The sequence below is a fragment of the Microbacterium sp. EB106-03-03-XG65 genome (assembly GCF_058791955.1).
Genome location: NZ_JBYTEB010000001.1, coordinates 2,663,325 through 2,677,881 on the forward strand (window position 1 = coordinate 2,663,325; position 14,557 = coordinate 2,677,881).

A 14,557-nucleotide genomic window follows, 5' to 3' on the forward strand; every position below is an offset into this window, starting at 1 on the left:
ACGGTCAGCTCTCGCGGGCTGCATCCTCGCGCGCGGCATCGAGCCAGAAGGCCAGGTCGTCATCGTCGGCGAGAGAGCTCGGTGAGACGTCGAGCCATCCGGTGCCCATCGTGCGTGGCCCCATCACGGCGGTCTCGACTCCGGGTCGGGCGAGGAGCATCGCACCGTGCTCCTCGTCGACCCGAACGAGGAGCACGCCACCACTGCGCGCTCCGACGAGGATGTGGCCGTCGAGGAGGAAGGCGCGGGTGCCGAACATCCGCTTCTCCTCGACGTCACCGTCGAGTGTCAGCAGCGCGCGCACGCGGTCGGCGAGCTTTTCTCCTGACGCGTCCATCGTCGTCGCCGCCTGGGACTCAGGCGTGCCCAGCCTTCTCCATGGCACGCAGCTCCTTCTTCATGTCCTGCACTTCGTCGCGCAACCGCCCGGCGAGCTCGAACTTGAGTTCGGCTGCCGCGGCGAGCATCTGGTCGGAGAGATCCTGAATCACAGCTTCGAGCTGCTGGGCGCCCTCTGCCGCGATTCCGGTGCGGCGGAGGTTCGGTGTCGGGGACTTGCCCTTGCCGGTCGCCCGACCGCGTCCGGACATCATCTCGGCCGTGTCGGCACCCTCTCGCGCGAGCACCTCGGTGATGTCGGCGATCCGCTTGCGCAGCGGCTGCGGGTCGATGCCGTTCTCGAGGTTGTACGCCACCTGCTTCTCACGGCGACGGTCGGTCTCCTCGATGGCCTTGGCCATCGAATCGGTGATCTTGTCGGCATACATGTGCACCTCGCCGGACACGTTTCGCGCCGCGCGACCGATGGTCTGGATCAGCGAGGTGCCGGAGCGGAGGAAGCCCTCCTTGTCGGCGTCGAGGATCGCGACCAGCGACACCTCGGGCAGGTCGAGCCCCTCACGCAGGAGGTTGATGCCGACGAGCACGTCGTACACGCCCGAGCGCAGCTCGCTGAGGAGTTCGACGCGGCGGAGCGTGTCGACGTCGGAGTGGAGGTAGCGCACTCGCACACCGTGCTCGCCGAGGAAGTCTGTCAGCTCCTCGGACATCTTCTTCGTGAGGGTGGTGACGAGCACGCGCTCGTCGCGCTCCACGCGCTTTCTGATCTCTTCGAGCAGATCGTCGATCTGCCCCTTGGAGGGCTTCACGATGATGTGCGGGTCGACGAGACCTGTGGGACGGATGATCTGTTCGACCACGCCGTCTGCGATTCCCATCTCGTACTTGCCCGGCGTGGCGGACAGGTAGACGGTCTGCCCGATCCGGTTCTTGAACTCGTCCCACCGCAGCGGCCGGTTGTCCATCGCGCTCGGCAGGCGGAATCCGTGATCGACCAGGGTTCGCTTGCGTGACGCGTCGCCCTCGTACATCGCACCGATCTGCGGCACGGTGACATGGGATTCGTCGATCACGAGCAGGAAGTCGTCAGGGAAGAAGTCGAGCAGCGTGTGCGGCGGCTCACCGGGCTGACGGCCGTCCATATGCCGTGAGTAGTTCTCGATCCCGGAGCAGAAGCCGAGCTGCTGAAGCATCTCGAGGTCGAAGGTGGTGCGCATCCGCAGGCGTTGCGCCTCGAGCAGCTTGCCCTGCCTCTCGAACTCCTTCAATCGCTCTTCGAGCTCGTGCTCGATCGTGCCGATCGAGCGCTGGATCACATCCGTTCCCGCCACGTAGTGCGAGGCCGGGAAGATCGGCACGGCATCGAGCTTCTCGATGACCTCTCCGGTGAGCGGGTGCAGGGAGTAGAGCGCCTCGATCTCGTCGCCGAACAGCTCGATGCGGATCGCATGCTCTTCGTACACCGGAATGATCTCGATCGTGTCGCCGCGCACCCGGAAGTTGCCTCGCGAGAAGTCGACGTCGTTGCGGTTGTACTGCATCGCGATGAACTGTCTGATGAGAGCATCCCGGTCGTACCGCTCCCCCACCTGCAGCGCCACCATGGCGCGAAGGTACTCCTCCGGAGCACCGAGGCCGTAGATGCAGGACACGGTGGAGACGACGATCACGTCTCGGCGGCTGAGCAGCGAGTTCGTGGTCGAGTGACGAAGACGCTCGACCTCGGCGTTGATCGACGAGTCCTTCTCGATGAAGGTGTCGGTCTGCGGGACGTACGCCTCAGGCTGGTAGTAGTCGTAGTACGACACGAAGTATTCGACCGCATTGTTGGGCATGAGCTCGCGGAACTCGTTCGCGAGCTGCGCGGCCAAGGTCTTGTTGTGCGCAAGGACGAGGGTGGGGCGCTGCACCTGCTCGACGAGCCAGGCGGTCGTCGCAGACTTTCCGGTACCCGTCGCCCCGAGCAGCACGACGTCGGTCTCGCCGGCATTGATGCGCGACGCGAGCTCGGCGATGGCCTTCGGCTGGTCGCCGGCCGGCGCGTACTCGCTGATGACCTCGAACGGACGGACACTGCGGGTGGGTTGCATACGTCCAGCGTATGCCGGGCCACCGACACCGGGGCGCGCGTCCGTCAGCAGCGAACGGAGAGCTGCTCAGTCCGTCTCCCGTGTCCAGACGTAAGGAGTGGTGGTCGACACCTTCTTCAGTCCTGCACGTTCGAGGATGGGTCGGGAGAACTCCGTCGAGTCGGACTGGAGATAGCGCTTGCCTCGGGCGAGCGCCGACCGCGCACGCTGGGCGGTGAGTGCACGGTAGATCCCGCGCCCGCGCCACGATGGCAGCGTCGCACCACCCCACAATCCCGCGAAGTCGGTCCCGGCCACCGGCTCGAGACGTCCGGCGCTGATCACTTCGCCACCCGCCACGGCGATCCACAGCTCGACGGTGTCATCCGAGCGGACGCGCTGCAGCGTCATCTCGGCTCGCGCACGCCAATGCGGGTCCTCGAAGACGGCGCCCTGCATCTCCTCCATCGCCAGCACCTCCGCCTCGGTGCGGGCACGGCGCAGCTCCACGCCGTCGGGAACCGCGACCGCGTCGGCGAGAAGCGCGGCGTCGCCGATCATGATCGACTCGGCGTCCTCGGGAACGAACCCTCGGTCGACGAGCGCATCGTGCAGCCCAGGCGCATGGTCATGGCCACGGGTCTTCCACTCCACGCTCTCGATGCCCGCGATGCCACGGAAATGCTCCAGGGCGGCGTCGACGAGCTCGGCCAGCCGTTCGGCATCCGCTCCTCCCAGGGTCGCGTACGACACGAACCCGCGGCCGCCGGGGAAGACCGCGAGACGGATGGGCCCCATCGATGAGACGGCCAGCGCGTGAGCGGTCTCCGCATCGGTTCGAAGCTGTGCGTCATAGGCGGCGAGGAGATTCGGGCGCATACGCCCATCCTCCCAGTGACGCAGGTCCTGAGCGGTCGATCGTCGCTCAGGCGAAGGCATCGCCGGGCGATCCGCGCAGCTTCACGACGGCCGAGGCCGCCGCGAGGCCGCACATGGCGAGGACCGCGACGATGAACCACACCCAGTCCGCCTGGCCGAACACGATGCCGAGCGCCCAGCCGAACAGGCTCGATCCCGCGTAGTAGCCGAAGTAGTAGAGCGAGGAGGCCTGCGCTCTGCTGTCGGGGCCCGCAGCCACCGGTGCCCACCCGGATGCCACCGCGTGCGCCCCGAAGAAGCCTCCGGTGAACAGAAGCAGCCCGAGCAGCACGATGGGAGTGGAGTGAGCCAGCATCGCGGCAGCACCCGCTGCCATCACGGCGATCGCGGCCAGCAGCACCGGGTATCGCCCGAGACGCGAGGCCAGCGAGCCTGCCCAGGGCGAGGAGACGGTGCCGGCGAGGTAAGCGAGGAAGAGCAGCGTCACCACCCAGGTCGGCAGCGCGAAGGGCGGCTCGGCGACGTGGAATCCGAGGTAGTTGTAGACGGCCACGAACGCCCCCATGAGCAGGAAGCCCTGGGCGTACAGTGCGAGCTGACGCCCCGAGCGCAGCGGCGCCAGCAGACGCGTGAGCATTCCCGGCCCTGCGTCGGCGCGGAATCGCCCGGGAACGAATCCCTGCGCCTTCGGCGTCAGCCAGAGGAACAGCACGGCCGCCAGCGCGCACACCCCCGCGACCGTCCACATGCCCGCCCGCCATCCCGCCTGCTCGCCGACGATGCCGGACACGATCCGGCCGAGCAGCCCACCCACCGTCGTTCCCGCGATGTAGCTCCCCGCTGCGGCAGCCGCATTTCGCGGGCTGACCTCTTCGCTCAGATACGCGAGCGCGACGGCGGGCACGGCCCCGAGCGCGACTCCTTCGAGCAGGCGCAGCGTCAGCAGCATCTCCATCCCTGTGCTGAGCGGTGCCAGGAGTCCCAGCACGGTCGCCGTGAGCACCCCGATGGCCATCGCCTGCACCCGCCCGATGCGGTCGGCCACCATCGACCAGGGGATGACGGCAGCGGCCAGTCCGAGCGTCGCCGCCGACACGCTGAGCGCGGCGCTCGCGGGCGATATCCCGAGAGCTGTCGACAGTTGCGGCAGAACGGCCTGGGGCGAGTAGAGCTGCGCGAAGGTCGCGATACCCGCGAAGAACAGACCGACGATCAGGCGTCGGTATGCGGGTGATCCAGGGGCGTGACCCGAGAAGGTCACGACGTGCTGATCCGCTCCCAGAGTTCATCCGTCTGCGCGAGGGTCTGCTCCAGCGGTCCGGACGTGTCGATGACCACGTCCGCGATGGCCAGGCGGCGCTCATCGGAGACCTGCGCGTCGATGCGTTCCTGCGCCGCCTGCTCCGCCATCCCGCGGATCTCCACGAGCCGGCGCCGGCGCTCCTGCACAGGCGCGTGTGCGACGACGATCAGGTCCCACGGGTCGTCGACACGTGCTTCGACCAGGAGCGGCACGTCGTACACGACGACCGTCTCGGGGTCGGCTGACATGGCCTCGTCGAACCGGCGCTGCGACTCGGCACGGACCGCAGGGTGCACGATCGCGTTCAGCTGCGCCAGCTGCTCGGCATCTCCGAAGACCTTCGCGCCCAGGGCGGCACGGTCGAGGGAGCCGTCCCCCGTGATGACCTCCGCGCCGAACGTCTTGGCGATGGCTGCGAGCACCGGGGTCCCTGGAGCCTGCACATCGCGGACGATCTGATCGGCGTCGACGACGACTGCTCCCCTCTCGGCCAGCCGTCGTGCGATGGTCGACTTCCCGGAGGCGATGCCGCCGGTGAGCGCGATGAGAGCCATGCGGCCAGTCTAGGCTTCGACCCGGCCGGGCTCAGCGCCCGAGCAGCTGCCGACGCGAGCTGATCACGCCCGTGTCGAACCCTGCCAGGTGCAGTCCGCCGTGGAACCGAGCGTGCTCGATCTTGATGCAGCGATCCATCACCACGGAGAGTCCCGCGTCCTCGGCGAGGGCGGCGGCCTCCTCGTTCCATGATCCCAGCTGCAGCCACAGCGTCTGCGCGCCGATGTCGATCGCCTCCTGCGCGACGCCGGGAAGATCCTCGTGCCGCCGGAACACGTCGACGATGTCCGGCACGACGGGCAGGTCGGCGAGCGACGCGTAGACGGGCTGCCCGAGGATGGACGATTCACGCGGGTTGACGAGGTACACGTCGTACGCGGTGCTCGAGAGCAGATAGGTCGCGACGAAGTACGACGCGCGGGCGGGGTTGTTCGATGCGCCGACGATCGCGACGGACTTCGCGCGTCGGAGGATGCTGAAGCGCTGCTGCTGGCTCGGGCCCTCCCACGTGCGATCCGGATGCAGCGGTGCCGCTCCGGGAAGCGCGCACGCTGCCGCATCCTGAGGCGCGGGGAGAGCGCAGGCGTCCGTTCCCGCGATGTTCGCGTCGGTCATCGGTTCGCTCCCGTCGCCGTGCTGAGTGCCTGGTCGAGGTCCCAGATGATGTCGTCCGCGTCCTCGAGGCCCACCGAGATGCGGATGAGGTCCGGGCGGACACCCGCCGCTACGAGCTGCGTCTCTGTGAGCTGTCGATGAGTGGTGGATGCGGGGTGGATGACGAGCGTGCGCGCGTCACCGATGTTCGCGAGGTGCGAGGCCAGCTGGAGGTTCTCGATCAGCGTCTCCCCCGCCGCGCGGCCGTCGTCGGCCTTGACCCCGAAGGCGAACACCGACCCGGGTCCGAGCGGCAGGTACTTCGCGGCGCGCTCATGATGCGGATGTCCCTCCAGCCCTGCCCAGGTCACGTATTCCACGCGCGGGTCAGAGGCCAGCCAGTCCGCCACGATGCGCGCGTTCGCGAGATGTGCGTCGATGCGCTGCGGAAGCGTCTCGATCCCCTGCAGGAGGTTGAACGCGGACTGCGGACTCAGCGCGGGCCCGATGTCGCGCAGCTGCTCCGTGCGGAGCTTGGTGAGGAACCCGTACTCGCCGAAGTTGTCCCACCACTTGATCCCGCCGTACGACTCGACCGGCTCCGTCATCTGGGGGAACCTCCCGTTGCCCCAGTCGAAAGTGCCCTTCTCGATCACGACGCCTCCGAGCGTCGTCCCGTGACCGCCGAGGAACTTGGTCACCGAGTGGATCACGATGTCGGCGCCGTGCTCGAGCGGACGCGCGAGGTACGGAGTGGCGAGTGTCGCGTCGACGACGAGCGGCACGCCTGCGGCATGAGCGACCTCGGAGAGGCCTTCGATATCGGCGATCTCGCCCGAAGGATTTCCGATCATCTCGACGTAGACGACCTTGGTCTCCGGACGGATCGCCGCCGCGTAGTCGGCCGGATCGGTCGAGGCGACGAACGTGGTCTCGACGCCGAATCGACGCAAAGTCACGTCCAGCTGGGTCACGGTACCGCCGTACAGCTGCGCCGAGGCGACGACGTGGTCGCCGGCTCCGACGAGCGCGGCGAACGTGATGAACTCGGCGCTCATGCCCGAGGCGGTCGCGACGGCGCCGATCCCGCCCTCGAGCGAGGCCAGACGTTCCTCGAGCGCAGCCACGGTGGGGTTGCCGATACGCGAGTAGATGTTGCCGTACTTCTGCAGCGCGAACAGGTTGCCGGCATCCGTCGCATCCTCGAACACGAACGACGTCGTCTGGTAGATCGGCACGGCGCGGGCGCCCGTCGCGGCATCCGGAGTGCCTCCGGCATGGAGCGCCCTCGTCCGAAATCCGAAGCGGTGTTCTTCCGTCATCATGTCCTCAGTTCAGCGTTCTCGAGCACGGCGGCGATGTCGTCGACGGCCCACGGGTTCTGCAGAGATGTCGTGTCCCCGAGTGCGGCGGGTGCGCGTCCTGCTCGTCGGTCCTGCTCGGCTTCCCAGAGCTGAGCGAGCAGTCGCCGCATGATCTTGCCGGAGCGGGTCTTCGGCAGATCGGGGACCACGACGATGTGTTTCGGCTTGGCCACGGGTCCGATCGCCGTGGCGACCTGGCCCCGCAGCTCCGAGGTCGAGACGTCTGAGCGTCCGGAGGCTGTGACGAAGGCGACGACGGCCTGACCGGTGACTGGGTCGGCGACACCTGCCGTGCCTGCCTCCCCCACTGTGTCGTGCGCCACGAGCGCCGATTCGATCTCGATCGTCGAGAGCCTGTGGCCCGACACGTTCACCACGTCGTCGAGGCGTCCGAGGATCCAGATGTAGCCGTCGGCATCGCGCGTCGCGCCGTCGCCGGCGACGTAGTAGCCGCCGTGTTCGCCGTGCCCGGCGTACGCCGACCAGTACGCGTCGCGGTACCGCTGCGGGTTCCCCCACACGGTGCGCGCCATCCCCGGCCACGGACGCCGCACCACGAGGGTTCCCGATCTTCCGGGCGCGACCTCATCGCCGTTCGCATCGACCACGGTCGCGTCGATCCCGGGCAGCGGTACCGACGCAGATCCGGGCTTGAGCGTCGTCACGCCGGGCAGAGGCGCGATCATCGCCGCGCCTGTCTCGGACTGCCACCAGGTGTCGACCACCGGAAGTTCGTCCCGCCCGAAGTTGCGGCGGAACCAGATCCAGGCCTCGGGGTTGATCGCCTCTCCGACGGTGCCGAGCAGGCGCAGTGTCGACAGATCGTGATCGCGGGGCAGGTCTGCGCCGAACCACGTCATGAAGGTACGGATGAGAGTCGGCGCGGTGTAGTACACCGTCACGCCGTAGCGCTCGATGATCTCGAGGTGCCGCTCGCGGTTCGGCGTATCCGGGGTCCCCTCGTAGATGACCTGGGTCAGGCCGTTCGACAGCGGACCGTAGATCTCGTACGTGTGAGCCGTCACCCACGCGAGGTCGGCCGTGCACCAGTGCACGTCGTCGGGTTTCGCGTCGAAATGCGCCCAGTGCGCCCAGCTCGCATGCGTGAGGTACCCGCCGGAGGTGTGGACGAGTCCCTTCGGCTTCCCCGTGGTGCCGGACGTGTAGATGATGAAGAGCGGATGCTCGGCATCGAACGCCTGGGGCTCATGCCGGGAGGAGGCGGTGTCGACGACGTCGTGCCACCAGACATCTCGTCCCTCGGTCCAGGGAACATCCTGCCCGGTGCGCCGGAGCACGAGGACGTGCTCGAGGTCAGGAAGGTCCGCTCCCGCGATGTCAGCCGTGGACTTCACCTCGGTGGCAGTGCCGCGGCGGAACTGGCCGTCGCTCGTCACGAGCAGCTTCGCCCCGGTGTCGGCGAGCCGGAAGCGCACCGCCTCGGCGGAGAACCCGCCGAACACCAGTGAGTGCACGGCTCCGATCCGTGCGCAGGCGAGGGTGATCACGACCGTCTCGATCAGCACCGGGAGGTAGACGACGACCCGGTCGCCGGGTCGGATGCCGAGGGCGACGAGCGCGTTGGCGGCGCGTGACACCCTCTCCTGGAGGTCGGAGTACGTCACGGCGATGCGGTCGCCCGGCTCGCCCTCGAAGTGCAGAGCGACCTTGTCACCGCGGCCGGCCTCGACGTGACGGTCGACGCAGTTGTACGCGACGTTGAGCCGTCCCCCGACGAACCATCGTGCGGCAGGCACTGCATCGCCCACGGGCGGATCCCATTCGTGAGCCGTGTGCCAGGTCTCGGCCCAGTCGAGCCGCTCGGCCGCCTGCTCCCAGAAGAGGGTCGGATCCGATGCCGCGCGCGCGTATGCTTCGGCGGTCACGTTCGCCGTCGCGGCGAAGCCCGCGGGCGCCGGGTACGTGCGGGTCTCGTGCAGACGTGCTTCCGTCACGGTCACACCCACCGTCGGAGCAGGTACTTCTCGACCAGCACGAGGAGAGCGTTGGTGATCGTGCCGAGAAGAGCCAGCAGGACGATCGAGAGGATGATCCTGTCGACGCGTCCGCTGTTCTGCGAGTCCGTGAGCAGGAAGCCCAGTCCCATCGATGACGCGATGAGCTCGGCGGCGACCAGGAACAGCCAGGCCTGCGCCAGCGCGAGTCTCAGGCCTGCGACCACCGACGGCACGACGGCGGGCAGTTGGACCGTGCGGAACAGCGACCAACCTCGGAGGCTGAACGAGCGCCCTGCTTCGACGAGCTGGGGGTCGACGTGTCGGAGCGCCGAGGCGACGGTCGTGTAGACCGGGAAGAACGCACCGATGGCGATCAGTGTCACCTTGGACTCCTCGCCGATCTGCATCCAGAGGATCAGGAGCGGCACCCAGGCCAGAGACGGCACGGCACGGACAGCCGAGAGCGTGGGGCTGAGCAGTACATCGCCGATCTTCGAGAGCCCGACGATCCCCGCGATCGCGAGTCCGATCACGGATCCGATCGCGAAGCCGAGCAGCACGCGCTGCACCGAGATCGCGATGTGTGTCCAGAGGAGCCCCCGCTCGGCCAGTTCCACGCCGGCGGCGACGACGGATTGCGGAGACGGCAGCAGGTAGGGCGCCACGATCCCCGTGGTCGTCACCACCTGCCAGGCGATGACGATGAGAGCCGGCAGCACGAACCCGCCGACGACGCGAACCGCCGGACGATCCCACGCGTGCCGTGCGCCCACCGCCGAATGCCGACGGACGCCACGAGCCGCGTCGAGCGCCTCCTGTGCGTCCGCCGGCACCACCACGCGCTGGTCGGGAAGGATCACTCGCCCCCGACCGCCTTCTTCGCGAAGGTGTCGTTCACGATCGAGTCGAGCGCCTTGTCGACCGAGTCCTCGCCGCCCTGCACGTCACCGGAGTCGACGAGCACGGGAGCGATCTTCTCGAGCACCGCGACCTGGTCGTCTCCGGGGATGCCGCTCACATCGAGGTTCGAGCGCTCGGTGATGACGGTCTTCGCGACCTCGTTGTCGATGCCTGCGACCTCGGCCAGAAGCGCAACGGTCTCGTCGGGGTTCTCGAGCGCCCACTCGCGAGCCTGCTCGTAGGCGTCGACGACCGCCTGTGCGAGGTCCGCATGGTTCTCGACGAAGTCCTCGGTGGCGTTCAAGAACCCATAGGTGTTGAAGTCGACGTTGCGGTAGATCAGCTGGTCGCCCGACTCCACCTCGGCCGCGGCCATGATCGGGTCGAGGCCCGCCCACGCGTCGACCGAGCCCCCGTCGAGCGCTGCGCGCCCGTCCGCGTGCTGGAGGTTCTGCACCTCGACGTCGTCGACCGAGAGACCGGCCTCCTCGAGAGACTGCAGCAGGAAGAAGTACGGGTCAGTGCCCTTCGTCGCGGCGACCGACTTGCCCGCGAGATCCTCGACCGAGGTGATGTCGCTGTCAGGGCCGACGACGATCGCCGACCACTCGGGCTGGGAGAAGATGTCGATGACCTGAATCGGAGAGCCGTTCGCGCGAGCGAGGAGCGCGGCGGAACCCGCAGTGGATCCGACGTCGATCGACCCGGAGCGCAGCAACTCGTTCGCCTTGTTGGATCCGGCGGACTGCACCCACTCGACCGCGACGTCGTCGCCCAGGATCTCCTCGAGGATCCCCTGATCGCGGATCACCAGGCTCAGCGGGTTGTAGGTCGCGAAGTCGATCGACAGCGTGTCGGAAGACCACTCGCCGGCGGCGGCGGCATCGTCCTTCGGCGCGTCTGAGGGGGTGGCGTTCTCGCCGGCGACGCAGCCGGATGCGACGAGCATCATCGTCCCGGCGATCGCGATCGCGGGGATGATTCGGCGGGTGATGGTGCTCATCGGGTCTCCTCGGTGGCGGTGCTGTGGTGGGTGTCGACGCCGAGTCCTTCGAGGAGCTCGGCACGGAGGTCGGCGAGACCGCGATCGGCGCGGTCTCGGGGGCGGATGCCGGGAACGGTGATCGTGCGGGCCACAGAGGGCGTGTTCGTGTCGACGTCGCCGCCGAGCGTACGCAGCAGCAGCACGCGATCGGCCAGGTAGAGGGCCTCTTCGACGTCGTGTGTGACGAGGAGGACGGTCGTGGGCTCGGCGGCGTGGATCTTCAGGAGCAGATCATGCATCCGCAGGCGTGTCAGTGCGTCGAGGGCGCCGAAGGGCTCATCCAGGAGCAGGACGCCGGGGTTGCGGGCGAGCGCGCGAGCGAGAGACGCGCGCTGCGCCATCCCGCCGGACACCTCACGAGGACGCTGGTCTGCGGCCTGAGGAAGTCCGACCAGCTCGAGAAGCTCGCGCACGCGTTCACGCCCTGCGCGCCGCGCGGTGCCCCGCGGAAGCCCGAGCTCGACGTTCTGTGCGATCGTGCGCCACGGAAGGAGCCGCGGCTCCTGGAACGCGATCGCGGTGCGCTCGTCGACGTCGGCGACGTCGGAGGCATCGAGCAGGATGCTGCCGCCCGTCGGTGCATCCAGTCCGCCGACCAGGCGCAGGAGCGTGGACTTTCCGCACCCGGAGGGTCCGACGATGGCGACGATCTCGCCGGCGGCGACGTCGAGGTCGACCCCGCGGAGCACATCGCGCCGCCCGCGAGCGACCGGGAAGCTCCGCTCCACCGCGTCGAGGCGCACGGGGTGCGCGGTGCCGGCGATCGCCGGGCCGCGCGCCGTGGAGGGCTCGGAGAGCAGAGAGGTCATATCCCCATGCTGTCCAACCCGCCGACATGTGACGAATGCGGACGTAATGTTCGGTCACGGAGACCTGTGGCGCTCCGCGATGGACGGCGGACACGCAGAACGGGCCGCCATCCCGAAGGATGACGGCCCGTTCCAGAAAGCGTGACGCTTACGCGTTGCCGCCCGAGAGCTTCTCGCGGAGTGCCGCGAGTGCCTCGTCGTCAGCGAGCGTGCCCGCGCCTGCGGCCTCGCTCGAGAAGACCTGGCCACCGAAGTCGTCGCCAGCGGCCGCCTCGGCCTCGGCTGCCTTGGCAACCTGAGCCTTGTGGGCCTCCCAGCGAGCCTGGGCTGCAGCGTACTCCTGCTCCCATGCCTCGCGCTGGGTGTCGAAGCCTTCCTTCCACGCACCGGTCTCGGGGTCGAAGCCCTCCGGGTACTTGTACTCGCCGGCCTCGTCGTACTCGGCGAGCATGCCGTAGAGCGCCGGGTCGAACTCGGTGCCGTTGACGTCGACGGCCTCGTTCGCCTGCTTCAGCGAGAGCGAGATGCGGCGACGCTCGAGGTCGATGTCGATGACCTTGACGAAGACCTCTTCGCCGACCGACACGACCTGCTCGGCCAGCTCGACGTGCTTGCTGGAGAGCTCGGAGATGTGGACGAGGCCCTCGATGCCGTCTGCGACGCGGACGAACGCACCGAACGGAACGAGCTTCGTGACCTTACCCGGCGTGACCTGCCCGATCGCGTGGGTGCGGGCGAAGACCTGCCACGGGTCCTCCTGCGTCGCCTTCAGCGACAGGGAGACGCGCTCGCGGTCGAGGTCGACCTCGAGGATCTCGACGGTGACCTCCTGGCCCACCTCGACGACCTCGGAGGCGTGCTCGATGTGCTTCCAGGACAGCTCGGAGACGTGCACGAGGCCGTCCACGCCGCCCAGGTCGACGAACGCACCGAAGTTGACGATCGACGACACGACACCCTTGCGGACCTGACCCTTGTGCAGGTTGTTCAGGAACGTGGTGCGCGACTCCGACTGCGTCTGCTCGAGCAGCGCACGGCGGCTGAGCACGACGTTGTTGCGGTTCTTGTCGAGCTCGAGGATCTTGGCCTCGATCTCCTGGCCGAGGTACGGCGTGAGGTCGCGGACGCGGCGCAGCTCGATGAGCGAAGCCGGCAGGAAGCCACGGAGGCCGATGTCGACGATGAGTCCACCCTTGACGACCTCGATGACCGTACCGGTGACGACTCCGTCGTTCTCCTTGATCTTCTCGACGTCTCCCCAGGCACGCTCGTACTGAGCACGCTTCTTGGAGAGGATCAGACGGCCTTCCTTGTCCTCCTTCTGGAGAACCAGGGCCTCGACCTCGTCGCCGACCTTGACGACCTCGTTGGGGTCGACGTCGTGCTTGATCGAGAGCTCGCGCGAGGGGATGACACCCTCGGTCTTGTATCCGACATCGAGCAGGACCTCGTCGCGGTCGATCTTGACGATCGTGCCTTCGATGATGTCGCCGTCGTTGAAGAACTTCAGGGTCTTCTCGACCGCGGCCAGGAAGTCCTCAGCAGATCCGATGTCGTTGATGGCGACCTGCTTGGTGGCCGGGGCGGTCGTTGCGGTAGTCATGTAGTGGGTTGTCCTTGTGAATGGAGACTCGGGCTGAGGGCTCCGGCCGCGCACGACCGATCACGAGCTCTACAGCGATTGATTTTGGTTTCGTCGCCCGGGCATGCATAGGCACGCCACGAGTGACAGTTCAGGCTATCAGATATCGCGCCCGTCGACAGATCGAATATCGCACGGAGCCGCGCGCTGTCAGACTGTCGCCATGACTCGCGCCGACAAGCTCCTCCTGCTCGACACCGCCAGCCTGTACTTCCGCGCCTTCTACGGAGTGCCGGACAAGGTGACGGCACCCGACGGGTCGCCCATCAACGCGGCGCGCGGCCTCCTCGACATCATCGCGAAGCTCGTCACGCTGTACGAGCCGACGCATGTGGTCGCGTGCTGGGACGACGACTGGCGCCCGCAGTGGCGGGTCGACCTGATCCCGAGCTACAAGTCGCATCGGGTGGTCGAGGTCGTCTCCGCGGGGCCGGATGTCGAAGAGGTGCCCGATCCGCTCGAGGCGCAGATCCCGTTGATCCGCCAGACCCTCGACGCGCTGCGCATCCCGATCATCGGCGTCGCCGAGCACGAGGCCGACGACGTGATCGGAACCCTGGCGACGCACGCGGCGATGCCGGTCGACATCGTCACGGGCGACCGCGACCTCTTCCAGCTCGTCGACGACGCGAGGAATGTGCGGGTCGTCTACACGGCGCGCGGAATGAGCAACCTCGAGATCGTCACCGATGCGGTCGTCGTCGCCAAGTACGGGGTGCTGCCGAGCCAGTATGCCGATTTCGCGACGATGCGCGGTGATGCCTCGGACGGATTGCCCGGCGTGGCCGGCGTCGGAGAGAAGACCGCGGCCACCCTTCTCCAGGCACACGGGGACCTGGTCGGCATCCGCGAGGCGGCGGAAGCGGGCGAGGGCATGAGCGCGGGCGTCCGAGCCAAGGTGCTCGCCGCGTCGCCGTACCTCGACGTCGCGCCGACGGTCGTGGCTGTGGCGACCGATCTCGACATCACTGCGCCGACCGAGGCGCTGCGCCCGTTGGACCCGACCGAGGTGGATGCCGCGATCGCACTCGCGGAGAGGTGGAACCTCGGCGGCTCGATGACCCGGGCCATCGCCGCGATCGCAACGATCGACGACTGAC

At 68.0% G+C, this 14,557-nt stretch carries 13 protein-coding genes; 1 reads left to right on the forward strand and 12 read right to left on the reverse strand.

Features of this window, described 5'->3' with window-relative positions; genetic code table 11:
• Window positions 1–4 precede the first annotated feature (4 nt).
• From AC3WS6_RS12600 to rpsA, 12 genes are all read right to left on the reverse strand, one after another.
• Window positions 5–385, reverse strand: coding sequence for a TfoX/Sxy family protein (locus tag AC3WS6_RS12600; protein ID WP_492501327.1), 381 nt, complete (start codon window positions 383–385; stop codon window positions 5–7).
• The gene (uvrB, locus tag AC3WS6_RS12605) at window positions 357–2,429 is read right to left on the reverse strand and encodes an excinuclease ABC subunit UvrB (protein WP_492501328.1); all 2,073 of its coding nucleotides are present in this window, start codon (window positions 2,427–2,429) and stop codon (window positions 357–359) included. The genes AC3WS6_RS12600 and uvrB overlap by 29 nt, the downstream gene beginning before the upstream one ends.
• A 66-nt stretch (window positions 2,430–2,495) precedes the next feature.
• Complete coding sequence (locus AC3WS6_RS12610) at window positions 2,496–3,287, reverse strand: GNAT family N-acetyltransferase (protein ID WP_492501329.1); 792 nt, start codon at window positions 3,285–3,287, stop codon at window positions 2,496–2,498.
• 46 nt (window positions 3,288–3,333) lie between these two features.
• Window positions 3,334–4,548, reverse strand: coding sequence for an MFS transporter (locus AC3WS6_RS12615; RefSeq protein ID WP_492501330.1), 1,215 nt, complete (start codon window positions 4,546–4,548; stop codon window positions 3,334–3,336).
• Window positions 4,545–5,144: a dephospho-CoA kinase gene (coaE, locus tag AC3WS6_RS12620; protein WP_492501331.1), complete on the reverse strand. Its 600-nt coding sequence runs from the start codon at window positions 5,142–5,144 to the stop codon at window positions 4,545–4,547. The genes AC3WS6_RS12615 and coaE overlap by 4 nt, the downstream gene beginning before the upstream one ends.
• Before the next feature lie 31 nt (window positions 5,145–5,175).
• Entirely contained in the window at window positions 5,176–5,760 is a 585-nt protein-coding gene (locus AC3WS6_RS12625) for a CoA-binding protein (protein WP_492501332.1), read from the reverse strand.
• Entirely contained in the window at window positions 5,757–7,061 is a 1,305-nt protein-coding gene (locus tag AC3WS6_RS12630; RefSeq protein WP_492501498.1) for an O-acetylhomoserine aminocarboxypropyltransferase/cysteine synthase family protein, read from the reverse strand. Before AC3WS6_RS12630 ends, AC3WS6_RS12625 begins: the two co-directional genes overlap by 4 nt.
• Entirely contained in the window at window positions 7,061–9,070 is a 2,010-nt protein-coding gene (acs, locus tag AC3WS6_RS12635) for an acetate--CoA ligase (protein ID WP_492501333.1), read from the reverse strand. The genes AC3WS6_RS12630 and acs overlap by 1 nt, the downstream gene beginning before the upstream one ends.
• Window positions 9,061–9,921, reverse strand: coding sequence for an ABC transporter permease (locus tag AC3WS6_RS12640; protein ID WP_492501334.1), 861 nt, complete (start codon window positions 9,919–9,921; stop codon window positions 9,061–9,063). Before AC3WS6_RS12640 ends, acs begins: the two co-directional genes overlap by 10 nt.
• Window positions 9,918–10,964, reverse strand: a complete 1,047-nt coding sequence (locus tag AC3WS6_RS12645) for an aliphatic sulfonate ABC transporter substrate-binding protein (protein ID WP_492501335.1) — start codon at window positions 10,962–10,964, stop codon at window positions 9,918–9,920. The genes AC3WS6_RS12640 and AC3WS6_RS12645 overlap by 4 nt, the downstream gene beginning before the upstream one ends.
• Window positions 10,961–11,815, reverse strand: a complete 855-nt coding sequence (locus AC3WS6_RS12650; protein WP_492501336.1) for an ABC transporter ATP-binding protein — start codon at window positions 11,813–11,815, stop codon at window positions 10,961–10,963. Before AC3WS6_RS12650 ends, AC3WS6_RS12645 begins: the two co-directional genes overlap by 4 nt.
• A gap of 148 nt (window positions 11,816–11,963) precedes the next feature.
• Window positions 11,964–13,418 carry a 30S ribosomal protein S1 gene (rpsA, locus tag AC3WS6_RS12655; protein ID WP_053096692.1) on the reverse strand — a complete coding sequence of 485 codons (1,455 nt, stop codon included), beginning with the start codon at window positions 13,416–13,418 and terminating at the stop codon, window positions 11,964–11,966.
• Window positions 13,419–13,620: 202 nt separating this feature from the next.
• Between rpsA and AC3WS6_RS12660 the strand changes: the two genes are divergently transcribed.
• Window positions 13,621–14,556 (forward strand): 5'-3' exonuclease, encoded by a 936-nt coding sequence (locus AC3WS6_RS12660; protein WP_492501337.1) that lies wholly within the window; start codon window positions 13,621–13,623, stop codon window positions 14,554–14,556.
• Window position 14,557: the final 1 nt, after the last annotated feature.

What these genes read in the sequence shown, in the direction of transcription:
- AC3WS6_RS12630 (WP_492501498.1), bottom strand. Translation starts at nt 7,061, where the DNA reads ATGACGGAAGAACACCGCTTCGGATTTCGGACGAGGGCGCTCCATGCC.
- coaE (WP_492501331.1), bottom strand. Translation starts at nt 5,144, where the DNA reads ATGGCTCTCATCGCGCTCACCGGCGGCATCGCCTCCGGGAAGTCGACC.
- AC3WS6_RS12660 (WP_492501337.1), top strand. Translation starts at nt 13,621, where the DNA reads ATGACTCGCGCCGACAAGCTCCTCCTGCTCGACACCGCCAGCCTGTAC.
- AC3WS6_RS12645 (WP_492501335.1), bottom strand. Translation starts at nt 10,964, where the DNA reads ATGAGCACCATCACCCGCCGAATCATCCCCGCGATCGCGATCGCCGGG.
- AC3WS6_RS12610 (WP_492501329.1), bottom strand. Translation starts at nt 3,287, where the DNA reads ATGCGCCCGAATCTCCTCGCCGCCTATGACGCACAGCTTCGAACCGAT.
- uvrB (WP_492501328.1), bottom strand. Translation starts at nt 2,429, where the DNA reads ATGCAACCCACCCGCAGTGTCCGTCCGTTCGAGGTCATCAGCGAGTAC.
- rpsA (WP_053096692.1), bottom strand. Translation starts at nt 13,418, where the DNA reads ATGACTACCGCAACGACCGCCCCGGCCACCAAGCAGGTCGCCATCAAC.
- AC3WS6_RS12650 (WP_492501336.1), bottom strand. Translation starts at nt 11,815, where the DNA reads ATGACCTCTCTGCTCTCCGAGCCCTCCACGGCGCGCGGCCCGGCGATC.
- AC3WS6_RS12625 (WP_492501332.1), bottom strand. Translation starts at nt 5,760, where the DNA reads ATGACCGACGCGAACATCGCGGGAACGGACGCCTGCGCTCTCCCCGCG.